Origin of the sequence: Macellibacteroides fermentans (genome assembly GCF_013409575.1) — a bacterium.
In the GTDB taxonomy this organism is placed as follows: Bacteria; Bacteroidota; Bacteroidia; order Bacteroidales; family Tannerellaceae; genus Macellibacteroides; species Macellibacteroides fermentans.
Window position 1 is genome coordinate 56,082 of the sequence record NZ_JACCCY010000005.1, and the last position, 25,556, is coordinate 81,637.

Here is a 25,556-nt window from a genome sequence, read left to right on the forward strand (position 1 = left end):
GTCACGGACGTTTTAAACGTTTTCGTGACCTACTTTTTTTGAGCTATAAAGCTATTTTGTGCTTAGAACTTATTTAATCAGGAGCGGCTGATCTGAAGCCCCTTGTCCGATAAACTCATATCTACGAAGCGCGCATTGGCGTTGGGCGGATTTTGGACAAGTATTTCTTTTATTCGGCTTGCGGCAACCGGATCTTTAGCAATCATGTACAGATAACCTCCTCCTCCTGCTCCCGGTAATTTGTATCCAAGTGTATAGTCTTTAATCTGGTTGATAATCGCCTCGATGGCCGGAGGATTTGTCCCGCTGTCGAGTGCTTTATTCTGTTGCCATGTTTTGCCGACTAATGTAGCCACTTCGGTAAAGTTACCCCTTTGGATAGCTTCGTAGGTGTCGAGCGCGTGTAACTTCATTTCCTGTAAAAGATCGAGGTGTTCGGTGGAATTAAGAAACATGCTGCTTACAATTTCGGCCAGAATTCCCTTGGCGGTACGTGTAATCCCGGTGTAATAGAGCAGATGGCAGGGTTTATATTCCGGACTACTGAAGATGAAATCGGGCAACCAACGTACCAATGGCAATTGGTCGAAGCCCCGGCCTGTCTGAAGCAGTTTCACTCCCTGCAGCACACCTCCGAACTGATCCTGCCATCCTCCTCCTGTGGTGAGAAGTTGTTCGAGCACCAACGTACGCCGGCAGATTTCGTTTTTATCCCATGCCAATCCACAGAAGTCGTTAACTGCTCCTAATACGGTTGCCGCAAGTACAGAACTGGTTCCTAGTCCCGAGCCCGCAGGGATGGCTGCCAACAGGGTGACTTCAATGCCGGATCCGAAGGCTTTAAGTCTTTCTTCGAGAGTGGAATAATTACCTTGACCAAATTGGGGTACGAATCCAGCTAAAGAAAGAGCTGCTTTGGGTATGGAGAAGGGGGAGCCTACTTTCGAAAAGTCGCTCAGCTCGTCGTATGTAGTGATTATCTCCATAGCTCCCAGATCGATAGAACGCAGAACAATCTGAAATGTTTTGCTGGGTTTGATGTATACCTGCAGGGGAGGCTGACCGTTTAATTCGATGGCCATGTTCACCACATTTCCTCCGGAATAAAGGCAGAATGGAGGAGTGTCTGTCCATCCTCCGGCAAGGTCGATACGAACCGGACTTCTTCCCCATACGATCTGGTCGGAATAGACGTTGAGACGAGGTTCTTGCTTAGTTTCGGAAATTGATCCTACAAGCCCTTCGCGAAGCAATGAAAACGAGGCTTTCTCGTCGGTTATATACTGGTTGTCGCCAAGCAAACGAAGGGTTCTGGCACGGAACATATGGTTGTGCATCCGATTGAGCAGAGTTGCATCCTCGGGCAGCGGGGGAGGTAAGGGTATGCCGCCTTTGGCAAATTCGCCGGCTGCATCAGCGAGGTTGAGCTGATAGAATACGCTTCGCTCGTAATTGGATGCTAATTGGACCCAGTTTTCCTGTCGAAACAGAGTTCGTTGGGCATAGAGTCTGGACAGGTTGGCTGAGGCTGATATCTCGTCGGCCGATAATCTGGGTGCATTTAGCCAAAGTGTTTTTCCCTCTTCCAGTTGGGGCTCGCATATCATCCAGCGAAGGAGCATGCCCAATTGTTCGATGGATTCGCAATAGGGGAATAGTGGGGCCGATTGTAAATCGCCTGTTTGTCCGCTCATTGTTGTCGATAGATCTATTTCTCGAGCCGAAAACCAGTCGGCCACCGGTTTACCCATCCAATGGGTCTCAGCATGGAAGAGATCTCCTTTAAAAGCATCGTTTAATCCGTAGGGGCGGGCTACCCATCCCTTGTCTCTTAACGGAATTACATCCACACAAATGCCCGGCGGAACAGAAAGTTGCCAGTCGTTGGCCGGTATTCCGGTCAGAATATTGTTCCTGCTGATTTTCCAACCAGTACCTACGTAGCTGTTTTCTATCCAAATATTTTCATTCTCTGCCGTAAGAGGCTTTTTCATTATGGAATTTTGCACAAACATAGCCGGATTGGGCTTTACTTTGCGGTGCATGATTTCACGTTGGTCCCGAACCAGATTCTGTACGGAAAGGGTAGAGGATATGAGCTCCTTGCTGGTACCGTAATGATAGAATTCACCCCCCTGAAGTGGAAGAATGGCTACGGAAAGCGAATTTAGTTCCGGATCTTTAACGCTGGGGTTACAACCCAGAGCACGACCGAAGTCGGAATACAGATCATAGTATTTTAATCCGTATTCGCCTTCTCCTTCCGAGCGCTTCATTAATAGCTCTACAGCCCGGTCGCTTAATATCCAGATTCCTATATCCATCAGGAACAGATGTGTTTTTGCCAGAGCTCCCAATTCATCGAGAGAGGGTTTTTGCAACATAAAGTCGAGTGCATCAGGATGTTTTCGATCTGAAACAAACACTCCGTGGTGAGTGGCCAGCGATGGTTCAACCCACAATCCGTAGCATACCACATCTGCTTCAGGTATAGGTTGCAGTGCTTTTTCGGAACGGATATATACATCTCCACTGGCAATCAGGGTATGTAATGAATCGGGAGCCATTTTCATGATCCGTTCGTAGAGCGGAAGTTGGAGGTCGAGGAGCTTTTGTCCCAGACGCTGTCCTCTTTCCCATCTGAAAACGGGAACAGGGGTTAATATTTTACCTGACGGAGCATAGCCCGGCAGTCGCCTGCTTTGTCCGCCTGCATGTAGCAGAATCCGTTTTTCGGCAGCAAGCCATGTTTTTCGTTCTGTATAATTGTTTTCCTCTTTTCGGCAAGATTCCAGCAGCCACGCGGTTCCACCTCCCGACCCAAGTTTGGATCCTACAGGATCTGAAGTGCAGAACCATTCTTCGCGTGAAGCATTTTCCAGGTCATGAAAACTTTCCACCAGGTTGGGGGGCAGTGAGAGCAGTTTACGTATCATAGGTTGTTTTTTGTTTTTCCAATGGCAAATGTACATTATTATTCCTTAAATTGGAAGAACGAAGAAATTAACCATCTTTGAGGAGTTTGTTTTTCAGGATAATTTCCAGTGCCGCTTCTTTGTAGGTACGCGAAAGGGGTATTTTATTTTTCCCGATGCCTAAAAGATTCCCCTCGATGGAATCAATTTTATCGATATTAACAAGATAGGATTTATGTACCTGAACAAATCGCTCAGGTGGTAATTTTTGGAGAATGGTACGCAGGGTGGTGTGCGTTATTATTTTCCCATCGCTGGTGTAGATGGCTACATAATTTTCGACACCTTCGATAAAACGCATATCATTAAACCGTATTTTCTCCAGTTTCAGGTTGGTTTTTACAAATAGATAGTCCTGCACAACCGGAGTCTGCGAAGAGATCAACAGATCGTATACTTTGTTTACAGCCTTGAGAAAACGCTCGAAAGAGATAGGCTTTAGCAGGTAGTCGCTTACTTCGAGATCGTACCCCTTGATCGCATATTCGGCATATGCGCTGGTTATAATTACTTTAGGAGGGTTGCTCAAACTGTTCAACAGCTCGATTCCTGTCATATATGGCATTTCTATATCCAGAAATAACAGGTCGGCTTGCTGACTTTTGAGTTGATTATTTAACTGGATCGCGTCTTCGCAAACACCTACCAATTCGAGAAAATCAATTCTTTCCACATAGCTTTGCAGTCCCTTTCTGGCAATAGGTTCATCGTCTGTTATGATGCATTTTAGTTTCATCCGAATGTTGTTTATTTAACCAATTCAATTTCCATATGAGCTACATATGTTCCATTGGATTTTATATATTGAAGTTTGTGTTTTCCGGCATACAGTAATTCTAGCTGCCGTTGAAGGTTTTCAAGACCAATTCCCTTCTTGCCGTTATTTACAGCGTTAGCAGGGATGGAATTCCTGACTTCCAACGTCAGCCTGTTTCCTTTTTCAAGTCGGGCGTCTATCTGTATCCAGTAATCGCCTCCTACATATTTAAATGCATTTTCCACCAAAGGTAATAACAGAAGCGACTGAATAGGGTATGGTTTTAAAGCCGGATCGAAAAAGGTTTCAAGTTTAAGACTCTCTTTCATTCGTAATCTTTGTACCTCCATATAGGTTTCGATAAATTGAAATTCCTGTTCAATCGTAACCAAATGATTTACATCGTATAGTTGGTAGCGGAGCAGTTCCGAAAGTTTTTCTATGGTGCGACGTGGAGCCTCATTTTGCTCATCTATCTGAAAGTAGATGGTATTTAGCGTGTTGAATAAGAAATGAGGCCGGAATTGAGCTTTCAGGTACTTGAGTTCTGTTTCGGCTTGGTTGCTTTTTACCTTTTCATTCTGAAGCCGTTGTTCGATATACGCATCCAGAATCTGACTGCCCCTGTAAAAGGAATAGATGAAAATGAGAACCAGGGTGAAAATGACACTGGCAATAACAAGATCATCCAGATCCACCGGGTCATTAATAAAGTGGTGGATTATCATAACACACGGATTTATAAATAGTAACCCAACAATGACAATGATCAGATATTCGATCAATAGTCTTTTTACATTCAGCTTATCCGTATACTTTTCATTCCGCTTTAAAAGGTAATACATAAAGGCCTGAAACAGGTAGGCCATAATGGTGGCACCTATCCATTCTATCAGATTCTGACTGATAGGTCTTTCCCAAAATTTGTATCCATTGGGGGTGTCGGTAACAAGACGTATCCCTGCCATTACAATTAATGCAACAAATAGAGGGATTATCCAAAACCATTTTTCAAAACGTTTCATATCAGATTTATTTATTATACCGATGCTTTATAAACTAATTGTAGGAATATTACAAATTTATACGTTTTGTGTCAAAAGCTTCACCTTTTCGTTTGAATTCTTTTGATTCGAATCCTTTACTGAATTTCCAAGTAAATGAAATTCCCAGGATACAATGATCTTCCTTTTCAAAGGTACGGGCTGTGCTGTTGCCGATACGGGTGGTCATATTTACCCGGTTGGTATGGAACAGGTCGTTGGAATAAAGTGATATGCTGGCTCTGTCGTTCCATAACTTTTTTTGAATACCGGCTGTAATCTGTCCGAAGGAGGCTATTTTCATTTGCCCCATGGCCATTCGCCCATTATAATATCCGGTCAGCTCTGCCAACCAACCCTTACCTAGCAAAAAGCGGTTCCCTATGTGAAGCATCAGCGTTGTTTGTGCAGTTTTGTTTGCGTCTTGTATCAGGTTCCATTCATATTGATTGTGTGTTAAGCCGATACTGGCGGTAGACTGCACATACTTTACAGGCGAGAGATTACCGGCACTTAATCGGACTCCGTAAGATTTGTAAGTAGCAAGGTTTTTAGGCATCACATATACTCGTTTGCTGTTTTCGCTCAGAATAAAAGATTTAGCGATTACGTCGTTAGTCTGATTAATCTATGTTCACATATTCCGATTTAATACCACTTTCCAAAAGCAGTTTTTCATTTACCGGATAGGTGAAGTCGCTTCTCATGGAAAATAAATCGATAGTTCCTTTTTTAGTTCCAGCCGATTCTGCCATAACCTCATTTTGAGAGGTATACAGGAAAAGGTCATTATGGTACTGATCATTATCTACAGCATGGTGGAGATAGTCGGCCGACAGACTAAACTCTTTGCCAGTACTGTCTATTTTATGTATCAATCCAATGGTGCCCGAGATGTTGTTTCGCAGGTTGTCGTTAATTGTGGCCGATTTAATGGAAGAATCCCGTTTTCCAATGTGGTTTATAAAGCTGGAATTTAAAGACCCGGATTCTGCCTGGTTGGATGTATAACCGTTTAGAGCCAGTTCGAATGTGGTTTTAGACGATGCAAAATAGTGTACGCCCCCTTTGTAATAATGAGAGCCTTCATTCCGCTTCCTATAACTTAATTGGTTGAATGTAGTTTGTTCTGAAGGATTTTCCTCTTCAAATTCACGTATCACTTGCAGATCAACGTAATTTCTACCACTATAATACCCATACATCCCAAAAAGGTTGAATTTTCCTTTTCGATGGTTGAAAGAGATGGAATGGTTACTCTTTTCGTATTTGCCTTGCATTAAGTTGGACGTAATCCCCAGATTGAAGCCCATTATTTTTGTTCTTTTAGTCCGTATATTAATAAGTCCGGAATTACCGCTTGCATCGTATCGGGCCGAAGGATTGGTAATTAATTCTATTTTATCTAAGGATGTGGCCGGTGTGGATTTTAGAAAGCTTACCAGTTCTTCCCCTTGCAAATAAGCGGGTTTTCCGTCAATCAAGACTTTAGTTCCGTTCTTCCCATTCAATGAAACAGTTCCGTTGCTGTTAATATATACTCCGGGCAGAGTCTCCAGTACGCTGAATGCATTTCCTCCGGCATTGACAATGGCGGCTTCCATATTGATTGTGGTTTTGTCGGCTTCTATTTGGATCGCAGGTTTTTTAGCCGTGATTACAATTGTATTAAGACCAACTGCCTCCGGCTGTAGGTAAATGGTGTCAAGCATAAAAGACTTTCCTGCCAAAACGTTTGCTTTACATGTGTTTCTTTGATATCCGAGCATGGAAATCTGAACATAATACGACCCTTGGCGTATTTCTCTGAGTTGAAAATTTCCGTTCTTATTAGCTGCAGTTCCCGTAATAAACGCCGAATCGCTGTCCGACAATAATACTATGTTGGCTCCTTCTGCCGGTAAATAGTCGTTTGTAAATATGCTCCCTGATATCAAAGATTGTTGCTGAGCCAAACAGGTTAGCGTGCTTAATATAAGGAGGGAAATGCATATAGGTTTTCGTTTCATACGATTTGTTTTTGATGCAAATCTATGAAACGAAAACGTGGGCAGTCAAATTTTTTTGACGAACTGCAAAAAACTGATGTTAAGTTGCAGAAATTGGATTAAGTGAAGATAGAAAATCAAGATGAGAGTTGAATGAAATCGATTAAAGCGGGGGCGCTTTACAACCCGTTTAGTACCGGCTTATTACAAACGACTTCCTGATAAACAAGATAAATTAAAAACAAGAAAATAATTATAAATATGACTACACATATTGTCTGGATGATTCTCCATTTCTTGATGTAGGCATCGTAGGCCTTTTTATCTTCAAAATAATGCTTATTCTTCATTTTTAATTCTTTAAATTAGTAAACTGAAGCAATTGTATCTATATCTATTAAGCAACCGAAGCGTAATAGTTCTCTCTGTATAATGTAAAATAGACTACAAAATTATTTATAATGTTTTGGAACAAAATGCAAATCGCAGACTGTTAATTATAGTAATGAGACAAAGATTGAATAAAAAGATGCGTTAAGTTATACAGTCTTTTTCCATATTTTTTTATGAATAACCAACGGTGTCTGTTTAAGATATCTTTTGCAGTAACTGATAAAATGTGCAGAAGATGAAAAACCAAACTCCTCAGAGATAGCTTGTACGTTTACGTTGGGTTGTGCTAGCCTGCTTAATATATTTTTGTTTTTTTCTTGAATAATCCATTGATAGGGTGTATCATTAAAATGCTCTTTGAATTTTCTGGTAAGAGTTTTTGGAGACATATTGCATCTGTTGGCAAGTTCAATTACATTGCAATTAATTGTGAATTTATTTAAAACCAAACTAATGAAATTGTTTTGATTTTCAATTAGTGGAAGTAAAAAACGGGCCGTATTTACTTTGTCGTAAAAAGTATATAAAATAAAAATTAGTTCTCTTTTCTTTAATTCATACATGAAATTACAAAAGGCCCCTGATTTAAACAAAAGTGATATCCCATTTATATACAGGATCATAGCTTCATTGACTTCCAATATTTCAAATTCATCGGCTTTCGCGGGACAATAAATAGAAATCTTGTCAAGTGCAGTTTTTTCGCAAGTACTCAATATATTATTGAATTGAATACATATTAAGAACAAATCGTTTGTTGCTACACCTTCCATATTTCCGAAGTCTTTCGTTCTTAAAAACATCTGTCCGGAATGAAGAATTTTTGATTGATGGTTACGATCCTCCACCTGAAGTGTTCCTTCAGAAATAAGAAAGATTGAATTTTCTTCTTTAAGTTCAATTTTAACTTGCTCGCCTTTCTTATAGCTAAAGCTGCGAAATATTGAATTACTTCGCGCTACATAATTGTTACATCCGAAATCATTGTTAATTTCGAATTCATTAATGATTTTCATATTGTCACTCTCTTTATAGGAACGATACACTAATTCATTCATAATTTTAGAATTATGTTTATTTTATTACTTAACCTTCCTGAGAAGTAAGATAAAACGAATAAATTAGTCAGCGCATCATGTAAGGAATCAAATATTCAAAATGAATATTGAGTATTTAATTCATAAGTACTAGCAAAGAAACAAAATAGATTTTGATTTCGGGATGTTTTGTGTAACAATTTTAGAATTATTAATAAATAAGATCCTAAATTGATTAAAAAGTTTTACCCTTTCGGCTTGATTTACTATTTTTGCATAGAACGAATCTAATACGTAGATGTTATTCAATTCATTGGAGTTTGCATTCTTTCTCCCCATCGTTTTTTTGCTTTATTGGTTTGTCTTTAATTCAAATCTAAAATGGCAAAATCTATTTATAGTTTTTGTCAGTTATATTTTTTATGGATGGTGGGACTGGCGTTTTTTATTGCTTATAGGATTTACTTCGGTTTGCAGCTTTATAGCCGGGCAATTGATTGTACGGTTTAGGACAGCGGACATAGAGCCAAGCCCTAAAATGCATTTTTCTGCGTCATGGTACGTGTCTGCCATCAATATCCTTATTAATGTTTTATTACTGGCCGGATTCAAATACTATAATTTCTTTGTGGATAGTTTTGTTGAAGCTTTTCGCCTGTTCGGAAAAGAATTTGATATTCATACGATGAAAGTTATTCTTCCAGTAGGAATTAGCTTTTACACATTTCAGGCTTTAAGTTACTCCATAGATGTCTATCGTAGAAAATTACAACCGGCAACCAATCTGATTTCTTTTTTAGCTTATGTAAGTTTTTTCCCCCAGTTAGTTGCAGGTCCTATCGAAAGAGCAACCAATCTTCTTCCACAATTTTATAGGAAACGAACTTTTGATTCAGACAAAGCCGTTGACGGAATGAGACAAATTTTATGGGGACTGTTTAAGAAAATGGTCGTCGCTGATACTTGTGCTATATATGCAAATCAGGTGTTTGACGGGGTTGGTTACCAGTCTGGCAGTGCACTGTTGTTGGGTGCTCTGTTTTTTGCTTTTCAGATTTATGGTGATTTTTCCGGATATTCGGATATAGCAATAGGAACAGCCCGGTTGTTTGGGTTCTCATTAATGCGAAATTTTAATTACCCTTATTTTTCAAGAGATATTGCTGAATTCTGGCGACGGTGGCATATATCTCTTTCTACCTGGTTTCGCGATTACGTGTATATACCGATGGGCGGGAGCAGGAGTAATTTATTGTTTAACATTAGAAATACGCTGACTGTATTCGTTGTGAGCGGATTTTGGCATGGTGCAAACTGGACATTTCTTGCCTGGGGTAGCTATCATGGATTATTGTTTTTGCCTTTGTTGTTATTAAAAAAGAATCGCCGGTTTACTAATATCGTTGCCGAGAATAGATTGCTGCCTTCTGTTAAAGAGCTTATTCAAATGCTGTCTACCTTCTTTTTGGTTTTATTGGGATGGATATTTTTCCGCTCAAAAAACATCGATGCTGCAGTCCGCTATTTGAAGGCCATGTTTACTTGTTCACTGTTTGAAATTCCTGACTTGTTTTATCTTTCTACCAAATGCATGTTGTTTATTCTTTTTATGCTTACGGTAGAATGGGTTCAACGTTTCGAATCGCATGGCTTGGTTTTGCATAAAATCAAATCCCGGGTTTGGAGATGGTCAGTTTATTTGTTTTTGTTGATGGCTATTTTCCTTTTTGGAGGAGGTGAAGAAACATTTATTTATTTCCAATTTTAATCTGATGAGAAATTTTTTACTTAAAATAGGTCTCTTTTCTGTTATGTTGGTTGTGCTGGGAATCATTTTCGGACAGTTGGCGGATCATGGGCTGCGATCTCTGAGGAAGGGCGAATTTGGAGAATGGAACAGGTATCGTACCGATTCTATTCGTTCAAATTGGATTATCCTTGGAAACTCAAGAGCATACAGACATTTTTCAACTCAGATAATTGATTCAATCCTGCATGTTGATAGTTATAATTTGGGAGCAACAAATGCCACATTTCCTTTTCAACGATTAAGGTATAATTATTTCAGACGTTTCGCGCTTAAACCATCTGTAGTAATTTTATCTGTTGATGCAGGAACAACGCTACATACTGAAGATGGTATCCCGGACAGACAGCAGTTTATTCCAATCTTAAATGAGCCGGAAATTCAAAAGGGGCTAAAGGGTTATAAAAATGGTTTTCAGTGGTTCGACTATTATAATCCGGTCACAAAATACAATCGTTGTTTTGAGGCAATGAAACAGGGCCTTTTTTCCTTTATTGGTATTCCGGAATCGGGTGTAGAGAGGTATAAAGGTTTTATAAATGAAAACTATAAATGGGACGGAACTTTCGAACAGTTCAAAGCTCAATATCCAATGGGTAAAAAAATGCCAGTTGATAAGAATGTAATTGAAGATTTAACTTCCTTCCTCAGGCAGACAGCAGGCGAAGGCATACGGGTTGTAATGGTATATTCTCCAGAATATATAGAGGGACAGCAACTTATATTAAATAGAGATTCAATTGTTAAGATTTACAGGGATATATCCAATAAAATGAGTGTTCCTTTTCTTGATTATTCATCGCATCCGATTTGTTATGATAAATCATGCTTCTATAATTCCACTCACCTGACTTTAGACGGAGCCGAACAATTTTCGAAAATAGTATGTTCTGATTTGAAATTGATGGGAAATGAATATTCCCGATAGAGCTTGATGCGTGATCTTATTTCATTGATATTGTTAAAATTGAGATCTTAAATTGTCTGTTTAGTGAAATAATAGTATATTTGCTGCATAAGTATCGGTTGCTTTATCTTAGGATTATATTTCAATTAAATAGGGGTGAAATGGTCTATGTGATGATTGCGATTGTTTTAATACTAACCGAAATGTTTTATATACGGTTGGTAAATAAAACATCTTTTTTTGCGGCTATACATGAAAGGGAAAAGGATCAACGTCCTGTATGGAGTGGAGCGGGACTTCTTTTGTACCTTGGCATGTTGTTTTTTAGTGTTATCCATGGTTTTGTATATCCTGGTTTCTTTTTTGCTATAACCTTATTGGCCGTAGTTGGTTTGTGGAATAATGTAAAGCCAATTTCTAAACTCATTCAGCATCTGGCTTTGTGGGGATCGTTGTTGTTTATGTTTAATGATCTTGATATATACAACGATAGTATCTGTTGTTCCTTTTTACTTGTCTTAATTGTTTCTGTATTAATAATGTATTCGTTTCGTGCAATTGATGGTGTTAACCGAATAAGCGGTGCCACTTCTTTTGTGGTATTACTGACTCTTGCCTTTATAAATTCACGAATGGTTCCCTTTATTGACGAAATGTACTTATGGATAGCGATCGTTTTATCCTTCTTATTGATATTCTTCAATATTAAATACCGTAGTCGGGCTTTAGGTGGCGAGGCTGGGGCAGGAATGTTGGCCGTAATTGTATTGTTTGCTCTATGGAAACTTATCCTGCTCACAAATGATGTTTCATATTTAATCCTGATGGTGGTTTGTGTTATAGACAGTATTGTTACTGTAGCTTATAGGATTTTTCGGCGAGAAAATGTCTTTGAATCCGAAGGTAGACATATCTATCAGCTGCTTGTTTCAAGAAGTAATATTCCTCCAATCATCGTCTCATTCTTGTATGCATCTGTTCAATCACTGATAGTTGCTGGCTATTTTATTCTCTTTCCTTACCGGTGGTTGTACATGGTTTGCGTACTGGTTATGTTTATTTTGTTGTATATGTATCTGGAGTTTTATCTTCGTAAATTGAATTGAGTAAACATTTTCCATCGTTGATTGTTTTATTGATATAATAATCAAAAAACAGAGATACTATGGCTGCTAACTTTAAAGATGCTCTTAAGCAAAGAAGAACATATTATGCATTGAGTAATAAATCGTTGATAAGTGATCAGGAGATAGAAGAAATAATATCTCACGTATTATTATATACTCCCTCTCCATTTAATTCTCAGTCGACACGTATCGTTCTTTTATTGGGTGAAAATCATAAAAAACTATGGCAGATAACAAAAGATGCCCTTAAAAAGATAGTTCCGGCAGAATCCTTTGCTGCTACCGAATCCAAGATTGACGGAGCATTTGCGTCTGGTTATGGTTCTGTCCTGTTTTTTGAAGATCAATCGGTTGTTAAAGGGTTACAAGAAGCATTTCCTTCTTATGCGGATAATTTCCCGGCATGGTCTCAACATACATCTGGAATGCACCAACTTGGGGTGTGGACACTTCTGGAAGAAGCCGGATTCGGCGCATCTTTGCAACATTATAATCCTCTTATAGATCAGGCCGTACAAGAGGAATGGAATTTACCATCCTCCTGGAAGCTGATAGCCGAGATGCCATTTGGGGTGCCAATTCAAAAACCTGGAGAAAAGGAATTCAAGCCGTTGTCCGAACGTTTTAAGATTTTTAAATAATTATTATTTAGTGAATATAAAGGATGATGCCTGTTTTCGTGGCGAAAATGCTACGGGATGGGCATAACCTATTCTAAGTAGAATAGATGGATGTCTGTTTTCAATTTGGAGACAATCTTTCATTTTGTCTGCTATAACTTCTACTTCACAGGGTTGGTTTAAGAATCCGGAAGCAATTTTCATTTTGCATGTCAGAAGTAAAAATCGTTGAAGAGAACGCCCTAACCTGATCCAATCTTCAGGTGTATTATTTTCGCACGTAAACAGAACGAAATGAGATGAAGTCTGCATCCTTTTTTCGTCGGCTTTGTTTTGAGCAGATGCCTTGAGCTGAGACTTAATTATAATTTTACGTAGAAAAGGTGGAATTATTGAGACTCCTAATGTTTTATATGATAATCCGTTTTGGAATTGATTTATTTGACTATTAGAAAATCGAATCCAACTCAAGAGTTCGTCTTTATATCGATCGTCGGCCAATTGTATCTCATTGGCTTCTCTTACGAAAGATCGTATCAGGTTAAATTCTGTATCGTTATACCTATAGATAAAATGTTTTATACCTTCATCCAGTTTTAGGTTAGTTAATTTTGTTATTTCTTTTTCCGGGATCTCCCGGTCAAAAAATACCGATCTGTTGGTTTGTCTTTTGCTAATCTGAGAAAATAGGGCACTAGGATTTGCTGTTCCCTTGGATAGATTGATTCGAACGTTTATTTGTAGATTTTCATTTTGAATAAATGTTAATGATTCTCCATATCCTTTTTCATTAGCCGCAAGGCATATGTTTTCAACTGCACATCCCAGACTTATATATAACTCTCTATTCGAGTTGTCAGCCACAGGTAGAGGGTTCCTAAAATCTGGATAAATTTCCAAGCCGTTGTCCTTAATAAAAATAATCCAGGGTTGAGTGTTGTGACTTGAAGGAGCTTTAATTGCATAGGTGGACATCGTATACAAATCAGAAAGATGCTTTTCCATAAATTGGGATAATGTTAATAGGTTGTTACTAATTAGTGCAATAAATTAATAAATAGTCAATTTAATGTAAATAAACGGTCAAATATAATTATTAAATATTGAAATAATAAACGAAATGATTGTTAAAATAGTATGTAAGGATGTTTTTTTCTGATAAATAAATATAATACCTCTGCATATACTGACAAAGTAATAGTATTTACAGAGGTATTGTAGATATCAGTCTTTTGAATTTACTTTGATAGTAGCTGTTTTTCTTAATTTGGTTGCCCAATAGGCAAAACAGAGCAATAATGACGTTGTTGATATAAATCCGATAGCATATCCGTAGTCCAGAGGAAGACGGAATCCTTCGGGAGCAACAATAAGATAAGTTGTAGTTACCATTGTCATAAACAGCGCCGGAAGCAGGGTTATCCAATAATTCTTGTTCATTCTGACAAAATAGATTGTAATCATCCATAATGTAAAGGCTGCCAATGTTTGATTAGACCATGCGAAATAGCGCCAGATAACATCAAAATTGACTTGAAGAATGAAAAAACCGGCTATAAAAATGGGAGCCGAAAGGATAATGCGGTTGATTACCTTTTTTTGCTTATACTTCAGGAAATCGGCAACAATCAATCTTGCAGAACGAAATGCCGTATCTCCGGATGTAATGGGGGCGGCAATAACTCCAATAATCGCTAATAATCCGCCAAATTTACCGAGCCAGGAATGAGAAATCTTATCTACTACGACAGCAGCATTATTTCCGTTATCTGCTAAAAATTGTTGTAACCCACCTACATTTCCAAAGAAGCTCATGGCTGCAGCAGCCCATATAAGTGCGACAATTGCTTCTGCTATCATGGCTCCGTAAAAAACTCTTCTTCCTTGTTTCTCATTTTTGAGGCAACGAGCCATCAAAGGCGACTGAGTTGCATGAAATCCGGAGATAGCACCGCAGGCTATAGAAATAAAAAGCATCGGGAAGATTGGAAATTTATCTGGGTCGGCATTCATATTATGTAAATTGGATAAACTGGCTTCAGGGATTGGAGCACCCTGAATAAATATTGAAATACCAATACCTACCGCCATAAATAATAAAGCAAATCCAAAAAAAGGATAGATTCTTCCAATTAATTTGTCGATCGGAAGAATTGTGGCAAGAGTATAATAAATGAAAATAACAATAATCCAGAATGTATAATTCAAAACATCTGGAGTCATGTTAGCAAGTAACTTGGCCGGACCAGCAACGAAAACAACACCGACCAAGATCATAAGCATTAGTGTGAATGCCCTCATTAATTGTTTGAATCCGTTTCCCATATACCTGCCGGCTATTTCTGGTAAACTCATACCATTGTTACGCAACGACATCATTCCGGATATATAATCGTGAGTGGCCCCTCCAAAAATACTTCCTAAAACAATCCATATAAAAGCAGATGGTCCATAAACAGCACCTAAGACTGCTCCAAAAATAGGTCCGAGACCTGCAATATTAAGAAACTGAATCAAAAAAATTTTACTCCAACTCATGGGTACGTAATCAACCCCATCTTCACTTTCATAGGCTGGAGTCTTCCTGTTCCCGTCAGCTCCGAACTGTTTCTCCACAAAAGTACCATAAATAAAATAACCACCAATTAATAAGACGATTGAACAAATAAATGTAATCATACAATTCTGAGTTTTAATAGTTTTTAGATAAAGTGTTATATTTTTCCCGGCAAATTACGTGGTTTTTTTATAATTATGGCACTGTTGCTATCATTATTTTTTAATACGGACCTATTTTTATCAATACAATCAGCTTTCATTTTTTCATTCATTCCGGTCTGCTCTGATCGATACTTGGACGGAGATGTACCGTATGCCTGTTTAAATACAGTACTAAAGTATTGTTGATTGGAGAAACCTGTTTTATCTGCAATTTCCATAATCGTTAAATCTGTATTGACTAATAAATGAGTAGCTTCCGTTAGCCTGATTTTGTTAATATAATCTTTTATGCCTATACCTACCAGTTCTTTCATTTTGTTGTATATCGAGGCACGGCTCATTGCCAGATTGTCTGCTATAAACTGAACATCCAGGGTGGAATTACTTAGGTTTTTGTTTATCAAAGCATTTAAATTTATCATAAATTTTTCATCTGCATTACTGTATGTAGATTCTATAGGTGAAATCACTACAGAAGTTTCCTTATGCCTGATTTTTGTAAGTTCTCTTCCTCTGATAATGTTTTTGGCTACCGCTACCAGTAAATCAATTTCAAAAGGTTTAGAAATATAGACATCCGCACCTAACTTATATCCCAAATCGGAACTTTCCTGACCGCTCAAAGCTGTAAGAAGAATAACTGGTATATGGCTTATTTCAATATCTTCTTTAATTTTTTTACATAATTCAAAACCATCCATTTGAGGCATCATAACATCCGACGCAATTATATCAGGATGTTTTTGTGCTATAATACTAAGGGCGCTAACTCCATTTTCTGCCACATAAACCTGATTAAAGTACTCCTTTAATGTTTGCTTCAGATAGTTTCTAAGGTCGGGTTCATCTTCAACAATTAAAATAGTATACTTATTTAATTCAAAGGAGTCTGTTATTACAGGAGCTTTATCTTCTGAACTGTTGAAAATAAACTCATTCATCATGCCCGTTTTATTGCTTATCACCTGAGTTTCTTTTAGAGATAGAGGTAACTCTATAAAGAAGGTAGCTCCTTTTGAGGGATTATTTTCTGCACCAATGAAGCCACCATGCATTTTTACAAGAGCTTTAGCGTAAGAAAGGCCAATCCCGCTACCGCTTCGATCGTGTACACCTTGATATAATCTGTTGAAGAGTTTATTGGGATCTACATTATTTAATCCAATTCCCTCATCAGAGATGCTGATTCGCACACTATTATCTTTCTTTTGTGTAGAAACAATCGTTTTAGTTCCGGATTCACTAAATTTCAATGCATTAATCAGCAGATTGGAAAGAACGATCTCTATCTTAACTTCATCAAACGAGATACATCCAACCGTTGGGTCCAAATCGTAAGACAACTCAATTCCAGAGGATTTATATTCCATCCGGAAATCATCGGCGATTGATACAATCCAATTGTTGAGATCGTGCTGTTTTAAAGAAAGCGAGTTCTGTCCTTCATCCATCTTATGTGCATCAAGAACCATGTTTATTGTATTTTTCATTTTATGCACTTGTTTGTAAATGGAGCTTAGCTGACTACTTACAGTTTCCTCAAGATTGCTTTTATCAAGCATTCGTTTTAAGGGGGCATAAATTAAGGTGAGTGGGGTTCTTAGTTCATGACTGATGTTAATTAAGAAACTTATTTTTTCTTCATAGATGAGTTGTTCTTGTTCTTTTAGTTTCCATTTTAATTTATTCTCTTTTCTGAGAATACTATAACGGAATAATACATAGGCTAAAGTAAAGAAAAACAATAAGTAAAGAGCGGTAAACCATCCGCTTTTCCACCAGGGCCCTTTTACGTGTAAATTAAGTACCTCAACAGGAGCACTCCAATTACCATCGCGTCCTAAACAAGAAGCCATAATTCGATATTTACCACTAGGAAGTGTGTGTAATGTTAAGGAGTTGCTTTGTGAGGAGATTAATTCATGAGATTCACCAATAATTTCGTAACGAAATATCTTTTTTCTCATTGGATCTTTCTCTTGGGCGATCACATTAAGACTTAATGTTGAATAATTCCAAGGGATGGATAAAGTGTTCTCACCTTCTTCTATATTGCAAATAGCTCCGTCCAGTTCCACACTCATCAGACTGATAACAGGTTCCGGAAAATCATTGAAAGGAATTGTGTTTTTTATCTGAACCAGACCGTTTACTCCTCCGATGAATAAATCTCCCGAACGAGTAAGAAGGGTGGATTTGTTTACATATTCATTGGCGAAAACGCCATCAGATTCTCCGAAAGCAACAAATTTGTTCTCGGAAGGGAGATAGGCAAATAATGAATTGTGTGTACCTACCCATATCCTTCCGTTCGAATCGGAAGTTAGAGATGTTACACCGCTGAATAACTGCGTCTGAATTTTCTTTATCTTCTTTGTGGTAGCGTTGATTTGAAATAATCCGTTGTTGGATGTGCCAATCCAGAAATAATTTTCATCATCTTTACAAAATGCTTCGATGTTTCTTATAGAATCCGGAAACGTTATGAGTGTCCGAATCGTTTTTTGTCTGTTATCAATTTCTATAATTGAATTTCCTGCAATGAGATGTGTTTGTGTTTCATTAAAATGAAATTTCTGGGGGTACCAAATGCCAACTTCTTGGTTTACTGAAGGAAGTATTTCTACTTTTTTGCTTTTGTAATTGTAGAAGTAGGGAGTGTCAGCTAGCAAAAGAAGATTTTCTTTGTCTAATAATGCAATATTGACGGAATATCCACTATTGAAGATCCGGTTACTTTCCGTTGCATTCCATATTTCCAATTTACGAAAACTGCCATTGCGTTTATCGAACAGAAATAACCCTTTACTGAAAACAGAGCAAACCAATTCGTTGTTGCTGTATTGAGAAAGTGAAATTATTTTATTACCATATGTAGAGGGGTAATGTTTAAAAGTCTTGTTCGTGGAATCAAACCTGTTAATTCCGCCTCCATCCGTTCCGATCCAGATAATTCCGGATGGATCTTCAAAAAGGCTGGTTACCGTTTTGTCCGACAAACCATAAGGAGTATTCAACGGAGCTTCCTTGTATGTTTTGATGTATATCTCTTTAATGCCTATTAACCCGTTTCGAATACTTCCGGCCCACATATAATCTTCATCATCATTGTAAAGACTGACAATGGAATTGACTGGAATTGAATAAGGATCGCCTGGTCTGTGCTCTATAACACGGAAAGAAAAGTTGTTTAAATCAAGTACAGATAATCCTCCACCGTCTGTAGCTATCCATAGCTGATTGTTTTTTTCAATCATGCGAAGAACAACATTATTACTTAAGCCCGAATTACTGGTTGAAAACTGATGAATGAGTTTTCCTTCTTTCGAATAACAATTTAGTCCTTGACCATAAGGAGCCACCCATATCCTATCAGAGGAATCAATATAAGAACTGGAAATATTACTTTCATTTATAGATGATATTTTTTTTAGTGTTTGATCCTGCAGATCGAACAACCACATGCCTTTCCATTTACACGTAATAATAACCTTACCCGTGTATTCTGATTCTCCAGATCGCCAAAGGGCCAGATTGTTTATCATCTCGTTTTTTATGGGATTATCTGTTGCCTCCAACATCGATAGTTTCTCAGACTTATAATCAAAGCTGAAAAGACGACCGGATTCTCCAAAAAGAATACGATCATGCATAGTAACAAAACTTTGAGGATTAATACGCTGCTTTTCGAATGTAACAGTTGTAAAGTCATCCGTCTCCCTGTTGTAGGTTGCCAACCCTCTGTCGGTCCCAATCCAGATGTTTTTAAGTGAATCTTCTGCTATAAAGTAGATATAATTCCCCGGGAGCGACTGGTTGTTGTTTATTTCGTTGTAATAGGATTTTACCTCCGATTGGTTATATCTGTTTAATCCGAATTTCGTTCCAATCCAGATCATTCCTTTATTGTCTTTCAACATGCAATAAACGGTTGACTGTGACAATCCCTCTTGCAATGAAATTTGTTTGAAATAATATTCTGGAATTGCATTGCCAGATACAGTAAAAAAAATAAATAAGGCAATGAAACAGATGAAACGTTTATAATACATACTAGTTGTCATATACATGAATTATATAAATGTAAAAGTACAGTTTTATTTTGGAAAATTAAAAAACCACACTTCATTCATTCTATTATAAACAAAAATGTAATAAGAATAGACAAAAACACACTTTTTGAAGAACTAGGAGTGCTATCTTTGCCAATATTAAAACAATACGCTGAAATACAGACCGTAACAAGTTTTACGGTAAAAGATATACGTTACCAAAGCTAGATTTATAATACATAAGAAAAACACAACAAGAGGATGTTCGCTCTCTTCTGTTTGGTAATGTCTTCGGATTTTAACCAAACAGAAGGAGTGGATATCTGGATTCTACACCAGACACATTTCAACATTAAATATGAATTCATGAAAAAGACTATTGCTGCCTTAGGCTTTATGCTGCTTTGTTCCGGATTATCTGCCCAATCAGAAAACGGGCTACCCGAATGGCAAAGTCAGCATGCCATCGGACTCAACAAACTAGCGCCTCACACATACGTGTGGCCTTATGAAACAAAAGAATCAGTAATTCGGCGTGATCACACATCCTCTCCTTTTTATAAAAGCCTGGATGGAGAATGGAAATTCCATTGGGTGAAAAACCCCGATAACCGACCGAAAGATTTTTACAAACCATCTTATTATGTAGGTAACTGGGCTGATATAAAAGTACCCGGTAACTGGGAACGTCAGGGGTATGGAACGGCTATTTATGTAAATGAAACGTATGAGTTTGGTAAACCTACACCTCCGGTAGTGCCTCATGCCGAAAACGAGGTAGGATCGTATAGACGGACCTTTACCGTTCCTGCAACATGGAAAGGCCGTAGAGTTGTTTTATGCCTTGAGGGTGTAAATTCTTTTTATTATGTCTGGATCAATGGCAAATTGATGGGATATAATCAAGGATCTAAAACAGCTGCCGAATGGGATATTACCAAGGAATTGAAAGATGGAGAGAATATCATTGCGCTTGAAGTATACAGATGGAGTGCCGGATCTTATCTTGAATGCCAGGATTTCTGGCGTATATCAGGAATAGAGCGTTCTGTTTATTTGTATAGCACCCCGAAGCAGTATGTTTCCGACTATAAAGTGATCTCTACTTTGGATACTGTTGATTATAAAACCGGTCAGTTTGATTTGACTGTAAATGTTGCCAAAGCTGCCACTTCATCATCTGTAAAATACGAATTGTTGGATGCTGGAATGAATATGATACTTTCCGAAACAAAGAAAATATCTAAAGAGCAGGGAAATCAAGCCATCGTTTTCAGTAAGAAAAATATACCCGGAGTGAAACCCTGGAGTGCAGAATCGCCAACACTTTATTCACTTATCATCTCGTTGCTGGATGAAAAGGGAGAAGTTGTCCAATACACCGGATGTCAGGTTGGATTTAAAACTTCAGAAATTAAGAACGGACGATTCTGTATCAACGGAGTACCGGTTTTGGTAAAAGGAACAAATCGTCATGAGCATTCTCAGGCAGGACGAACTGTTACTAAGGAGCTGATGTTACAAGACATCAAGCTGATGAAACAAAACAATATCAATACAGTTCGTAATTCTCATTATCCTACAGACCCGTTATGGTACGAACTGTGTAATCAATATGGCCTTTATGTAATAGATGAGGCAAATATCGAATCCCACGGAATGGGATATGGTGCTGCATCGCTGGCGAAAGACTCAACCTGGCTGGATGCACACATGGACAGAACGAAGCGTATGTACGAGCGGTCGAAAAATCATCCAAGCATTGTAATCTGGTCGCTGGGTAACGAAGCCGGAAACGGAATTAATTTTGAAAGGACATACGATTGGTTGAAATCGGTCGAGAAACACAGATTGGTTCAGTATGAGCGTGCCGAGCAAAATTATAATACTGACATTTACTGTAGGATGTATCGTAGTGTTGACGAAATCAAGGCCTACCTTACCCAGACCAATCCAAAGCCCTATCGTCCGTTTATTCTTTGTGAATACGTGCATGCAATGGGAAATAGCGTAGGAGGTTTAAAAGAATATTGGGATGTTTTTGAAAACGAACCCATGGCCCAGGGAGGATGTGTCTGGGATTGGGTGGACCAGTCCTTCAGGGAAGTAGATGCCAACGGTAAATGGTTCTGGAGCTATGGTGGAGATTACGGACCAAAGGATGTACCTAGTTTTGGGAATTTTTGCGGAAACGGACTTGTAAATGCAATCCGCGAGCCTCATCCACATCTGATGGAGGTGAAAAAAATCTATCAATATATCAAAACAACGTTGGTAGCCAAAGAAAATCTTACTGTGAAGATTAAGAACTGGAATGATTTTACCGATCTAAGTGCATATACATTACATTGGGATATTACCAGCGACCAGGGCATAGTATTAAAGAATGGAACCATGTCTTTAGCTTGTGCACCTCACGATACAACATTAATAACTATCGGGAAAGTGATATTGCCCAATTCAGTAAGTGAAGCATTTTTAAACCTTCGTTGGACGCCTGTAAAAGAAACTGAGTTTTTGTCGACCGACTACGAGGTTGCGTACGATCAATTTGTTCTGGAAGGAACAAAGGGAATGAATAATGCAAATAATAGAATTGCAGGTAAAAAATTAAATGTGAATGGATATACGATAACCAATGATCTGGTTTCTGCAACTATCTCGGATAAAACCGGCGAACTAACCTCTTTTGTTTTTAAAGGAGAGGAAATGCTTACCTCGCCAATCAGACTAGACCTGTTCCGTGCACCAACAGATAATGATAACCGCGACCGGTTCGGAAGCAAACATTGGTATGCCGCAGGCTTAGATAGCCTGACACAACAAGTAAAAGATATTAAGGTAACAGGAACCGGTAATAACAGGGTGGTAGAAACAACCGTTGATTTAATTAATTCTAAGAATGTTAAGACCGGTACATCTTCCTTTATATATACAATCAAGAAAGATGGAACATTGCACATTGGCGCTACCTATACACCGGATACTTCGGTCGTAAAATCTCTGGCTAGAGTAGGAATTACATTTGCAATGCCTGATCGATTCTATCAGGTATCTTATCTTGGGCGCGGAGAACATGAGACCTATGCCGACCGAAAACAATCGGGGCGTATCGGTATCTATGAAACAACCGTACCTGCCATGTATCATGCCTATATAACACCTCAGGCAACCGGAAACAGAACCGATACCCGTTGGGTGAAATTGTCGGACGAACAGGGTAGGGGTCTTTATATAAACAGCATAAAGCCTTTCGAATTCAGTGCTTTACCATATAACGATTGTGTAATTGATAATGCTACACATTTGAATTATTTAGTTGAAGATGGTACAGTAACCGTTCACCTCGATGCAGTTCAGTCGGGTGTTGGAACAGCTACATGCGGACCTGGTGTACAGGAATCTTATCGTGTTCCATTAAAGACTCATACTTTCGAATTCACTTTACAACCCAGATGAGATAAATACTTATTTCGGTGGTAGATATTATAAAATGAGGATGAAACTTTTCAGGTTTCATCCTCATTTTTTTGATTACTTATCTCTTAATTAGGATCGTTTAGTCCTTGGATTTACCCATATGAAATAAACTTTATCAAGTTGTGATATTCTTTAAAAGAGTATCCTTAATAGATGATATCCCCTATGTGGATAAGGTGTTATAATCTGGGTTCTGCTTTAATTAATTTTTTGTTATTAATTTCAATCTTTCTTTGCCTTTTTATGAAGGATTATAAATATGTATATACACTGTTCTATTTGTTTGGTAGTAACTTCCTGTTTGTTGAATCTTGTTTCGTTTTATCCGATCTGAAGTGTGTACATATCCCTTGGTAAGAAGCCCTGTAATTAGGTGTGTTTAGAGGCTGTTTGTATGGGTCGGAATTGGTAAAAGCAATAGACTGGGACCTAAGTCCTGCGCGTTCCTTGTATTGACTGTAATAGGGGAGGAATTGGTTTAAGCAGTAGGCTGGAATATAGGTATCTATATTATACCATAAATGAATAGCTGGAATAGGGTTGAAAAGGAAAGGACTTAGTCAGCTATCCATATGGATAGTAACTAAGTCCTTTTTTTATTATTCAGCTAATCTTAATCAGCTATCTGTAATCAGTATTTATTCAGCAGCCGGACCAGAAGTAACAGGCCAGTATGGGTTTTGATAAATAGTTGATTGAGAAGCATCATCCTGATTTGGAGAAGCCAATTGAAGCTCTCTTACACCGATAGGATACAAATAGTTTGCTTTGCTCCAGTTGTAGCCGTTGAAAACCTCATTGTTAGCCTGTACCTTTTGGTAAGGGCGAAGATACTTGCTCAGACTCTTATTGCTTACATTGGCTTTTGCACTACCGTCAGAAATTAGAAGATTTTTGATTTCGCCGGTTGGTACACCGTTAACTTTTACCTCTTCGTAATAATTCTTAGCTTTGTATGCTTCATCCCAAAGGTTGAACCCTTCAACTACATAGTTTTTCACCATATCCATAGCTCTCCAACGCTTCAGGTCATCCATTCGCATTCCTTCGCCCATGAATTCGTTTCTACGTTCACGACGAATGTTGAACAGGGTAGCATCAACTAACTTTTCGCCAGAGTATTTTCCCCAGTCATTTTCCAATGCTAAATTGGTTGCATTGATTGTTTTGTTGAAGTCGGTGTCAACACCTGCTCTTTCACGAATTGCTCTCCAATAGTTGGCTGCGGTTGCATCTATAGATTTGTTTTTCATATAAGAAGCTTCCAAATAGTTTAAGTAAGCTTCAACACCACGATAAACAATAGATCCATAAGTACACATCAACTCAGAACCCGGAGCTTGAGCCGGATCATAAGAGAAACATTTACGCATGCGGTAACCAGTTACATCACGAACTTCTTCAAGACCGATAATGTTGGGTGCGCCGAAGAAAGTAGTATCATTTGATGTAGCCAAACGATCTTCTTCGCCGGCAAGGAACAACTGTAAACGATCGTCGCGCTCTGCTTTTGTCTTCATAATGCTTTCATCTCCTGCATATCCAGAACCAGTCGCATAGATTGGTAAGCCGTTTTTCATCACAAAGCCATCAACAAAACCTTTAGTTAAGCCATAGTTACCACCGTTACGGATATATACACTAACACCGTGAGTGGTATAATCTGCATTGTAAGACTTCCAGAAAATAACTTCGTCGAATTTAGACATATCCTCTGCAGCAAACATCTCGAAATATGGATTCCAGTTTGAGAAGGCAGTACCTGCAGGATTTAAGTTTCCAGAATTTGGTGTAAGATCAATCTGATCTGCTACCAGTTTTGATGATTCCATGGCTTCTGTCAGGAAGTAATCAATTTCTGCATCCAGATTGATTGAAAATCCTTTGTTGTAATCCATGTTTGCACCTGGCCATCCGGCTTCTCCCGGAACACGAGGAGTACCTCTGTGGTATGTAAGGAAGCTTGCTTCATATAAGGCAACCCGGCTCTTAAGCAATAAAGCTGCATTTTTGGTCAATCTGTTTTTATTCTTAAAGCTTTCCTGCATCAGATCGATTGCTTTATCAAGGTCTTCGATAATGAAACGGGCAACTTCGTTACGAGGACGACGTTTGCTTGCTTCCATCAATACATTGTGCTGATCAACCAATGTAGATGTAACAATTGGGAAGTCGCCAAACATTTTTAGCTTGTTAAAGTATTCCAATGCACGAAGGAAATACATCTCGCCAATATAATGTTTGATATTCTTCTCAGAACCTTGAATTGATTTTACTTCGTATTTTGGCAATACCTGTTCAAAGAAATAGTTGAAGGCGCGGATCCGGCTAAAGTTCCAGTTTCCTCCTGCATTTTCAGGAACTTTCCAGTTTCCTTTAACATACATGTTATAGTTGGCATTGCTTGTTGCCTGGTTGTCTGTTCCGTTGTCCAGGTTAAGTGTACCTACTCCCCATCCGCTGTGAACCGGAAAGCTATAATAGGATACAGTATAGGCGGCCAGATCTGCCTCTGCATTAAAGTATTGTGTAGGTGTTACCTGGTCTAATGGCTCTCTGTCAAGGAAATCGTTACAGGAGCTCAATAACAAACCACCCATTGCAATACATGATAGTGCTATGTTTTTGCTTATTTTAAGTTTCATAAGA

Annotated in this window: 16 protein-coding genes; 5 read left to right on the forward strand and 11 right to left on the reverse strand. The window is 38.4% G+C overall.

What is annotated here, in order from left to right; genetic code table 11:
* Window positions 1–77: 77 nt before the first annotated feature.
* The 7 genes from F5613_RS14605 to F5613_RS14635 form a co-directional block, all read right to left on the reverse strand.
* Complete coding sequence (locus F5613_RS14605; RefSeq protein ID WP_179400359.1) at window positions 78–2,933, reverse strand: bifunctional fucokinase/fucose-1-phosphate guanylyltransferase; 2,856 nt, start codon at window positions 2,931–2,933, stop codon at window positions 78–80.
* A gap of 70 nt (window positions 2,934–3,003) precedes the next feature.
* A complete protein-coding gene (locus F5613_RS14610; protein ID WP_179400313.1) occupies window positions 3,004–3,711 on the reverse strand; it encodes a LytR/AlgR family response regulator transcription factor in 708 nt (235 codons plus the stop codon).
* 11 nt (window positions 3,712–3,722) lie between these two features.
* Entirely contained in the window at window positions 3,723–4,757 is a 1,035-nt protein-coding gene (locus F5613_RS14615; protein ID WP_179400314.1) for a sensor histidine kinase, read from the reverse strand.
* A 49-nt stretch (window positions 4,758–4,806) separates the two neighbouring features.
* Entirely contained in the window at window positions 4,807–5,403 is a 597-nt protein-coding gene (locus F5613_RS14620) for an outer membrane beta-barrel protein (protein WP_179400360.1), read from the reverse strand.
* Window positions 5,399–6,784 carry a carboxypeptidase-like regulatory domain-containing protein gene (locus F5613_RS14625; RefSeq protein ID WP_179400315.1) on the reverse strand — a complete coding sequence of 462 codons (1,386 nt, stop codon included), beginning with the start codon at window positions 6,782–6,784 and terminating at the stop codon, window positions 5,399–5,401. Before F5613_RS14625 ends, F5613_RS14620 begins: the two co-directional genes overlap by 5 nt.
* 158 nt (window positions 6,785–6,942) lie before the next feature.
* The gene (locus F5613_RS14630; protein ID WP_179400316.1) at window positions 6,943–7,113 is read right to left on the reverse strand and encodes a hypothetical protein; all 171 of its coding nucleotides are present in this window, start codon (window positions 7,111–7,113) and stop codon (window positions 6,943–6,945) included.
* Window positions 7,114–7,302: 189 nt separating this feature from the next.
* A complete protein-coding gene (locus F5613_RS14635) occupies window positions 7,303–8,214 on the reverse strand; it encodes a helix-turn-helix domain-containing protein (RefSeq protein WP_179400317.1) in 912 nt (303 codons plus the stop codon).
* A 277-nt stretch (window positions 8,215–8,491) separates the two neighbouring features.
* On the opposite strand from F5613_RS14635, the gene F5613_RS14640 reads away from it, so the two are divergent.
* The 4 genes from F5613_RS14640 (at window position 8,492) to F5613_RS14655 (ending at window position 12,675) form a co-directional block, all read left to right on the forward strand.
* Window positions 8,492–9,961, forward strand: a complete 1,470-nt coding sequence (locus tag F5613_RS14640) for an MBOAT family O-acyltransferase (RefSeq protein WP_179400318.1) — start codon at window positions 8,492–8,494, stop codon at window positions 9,959–9,961.
* Between the two features lie 4 nt (window positions 9,962–9,965).
* A complete protein-coding gene (locus tag F5613_RS14645; protein WP_179400319.1) occupies window positions 9,966–10,928 on the forward strand; it encodes a hypothetical protein in 963 nt (320 codons plus the stop codon).
* 182 nt (window positions 10,929–11,110) lie between these two features.
* Window positions 11,111–12,013, forward strand: a complete 903-nt coding sequence (locus F5613_RS14650; RefSeq protein ID WP_179400320.1) for a hypothetical protein — start codon at window positions 11,111–11,113, stop codon at window positions 12,011–12,013.
* 59 nt (window positions 12,014–12,072) lie between these two features.
* Window positions 12,073–12,675: a nitroreductase family protein gene (locus F5613_RS14655; RefSeq protein ID WP_179400321.1), complete on the forward strand. Its 603-nt coding sequence runs from the start codon at window positions 12,073–12,075 to the stop codon at window positions 12,673–12,675.
* A gap of 3 nt (window positions 12,676–12,678) precedes the next feature.
* Here the strand turns inward: F5613_RS14655 and F5613_RS14660 are convergent, their stop codons facing one another.
* The 3 genes from F5613_RS14660 to F5613_RS14670 all read right to left on the reverse strand — a co-directional run bounded on the left by F5613_RS14660 (window position 12,679) and on the right by F5613_RS14670 (window position 19,445).
* Window positions 12,679–13,659, reverse strand: a complete 981-nt coding sequence (locus F5613_RS14660; RefSeq protein WP_179400322.1) for an Acg family FMN-binding oxidoreductase — start codon at window positions 13,657–13,659, stop codon at window positions 12,679–12,681.
* A 219-nt stretch (window positions 13,660–13,878) separates the two neighbouring features.
* Window positions 13,879–15,333 (reverse strand): carbon starvation CstA family protein, encoded by a 1,455-nt coding sequence (locus tag F5613_RS14665; RefSeq protein ID WP_179400323.1) that lies wholly within the window; start codon window positions 15,331–15,333, stop codon window positions 13,879–13,881.
* 35 nt (window positions 15,334–15,368) lie between these two features.
* The gene (locus tag F5613_RS14670) at window positions 15,369–19,445 is read right to left on the reverse strand and encodes a hybrid sensor histidine kinase/response regulator transcription factor (RefSeq protein ID WP_394353478.1); all 4,077 of its coding nucleotides are present in this window, start codon (window positions 19,443–19,445) and stop codon (window positions 15,369–15,371) included.
* A gap of 348 nt (window positions 19,446–19,793) precedes the next feature.
* On the opposite strand from F5613_RS14670, the gene F5613_RS14680 reads away from it, so the two are divergent.
* Window positions 19,794–22,886: a glycoside hydrolase family 2 TIM barrel-domain containing protein gene (locus tag F5613_RS14680; RefSeq protein WP_179400325.1), complete on the forward strand. Its 3,093-nt coding sequence runs from the start codon at window positions 19,794–19,796 to the stop codon at window positions 22,884–22,886.
* A 659-nt stretch (window positions 22,887–23,545) separates the two neighbouring features.
* Here F5613_RS14680 and F5613_RS14685 read toward each other — a convergent pair.
* The gene (locus F5613_RS14685) at window positions 23,546–25,552 is read right to left on the reverse strand and encodes a RagB/SusD family nutrient uptake outer membrane protein (protein WP_179400326.1); all 2,007 of its coding nucleotides are present in this window, start codon (window positions 25,550–25,552) and stop codon (window positions 23,546–23,548) included.
* Between the last annotated feature and the right edge of the window lie 4 nt (window positions 25,553–25,556).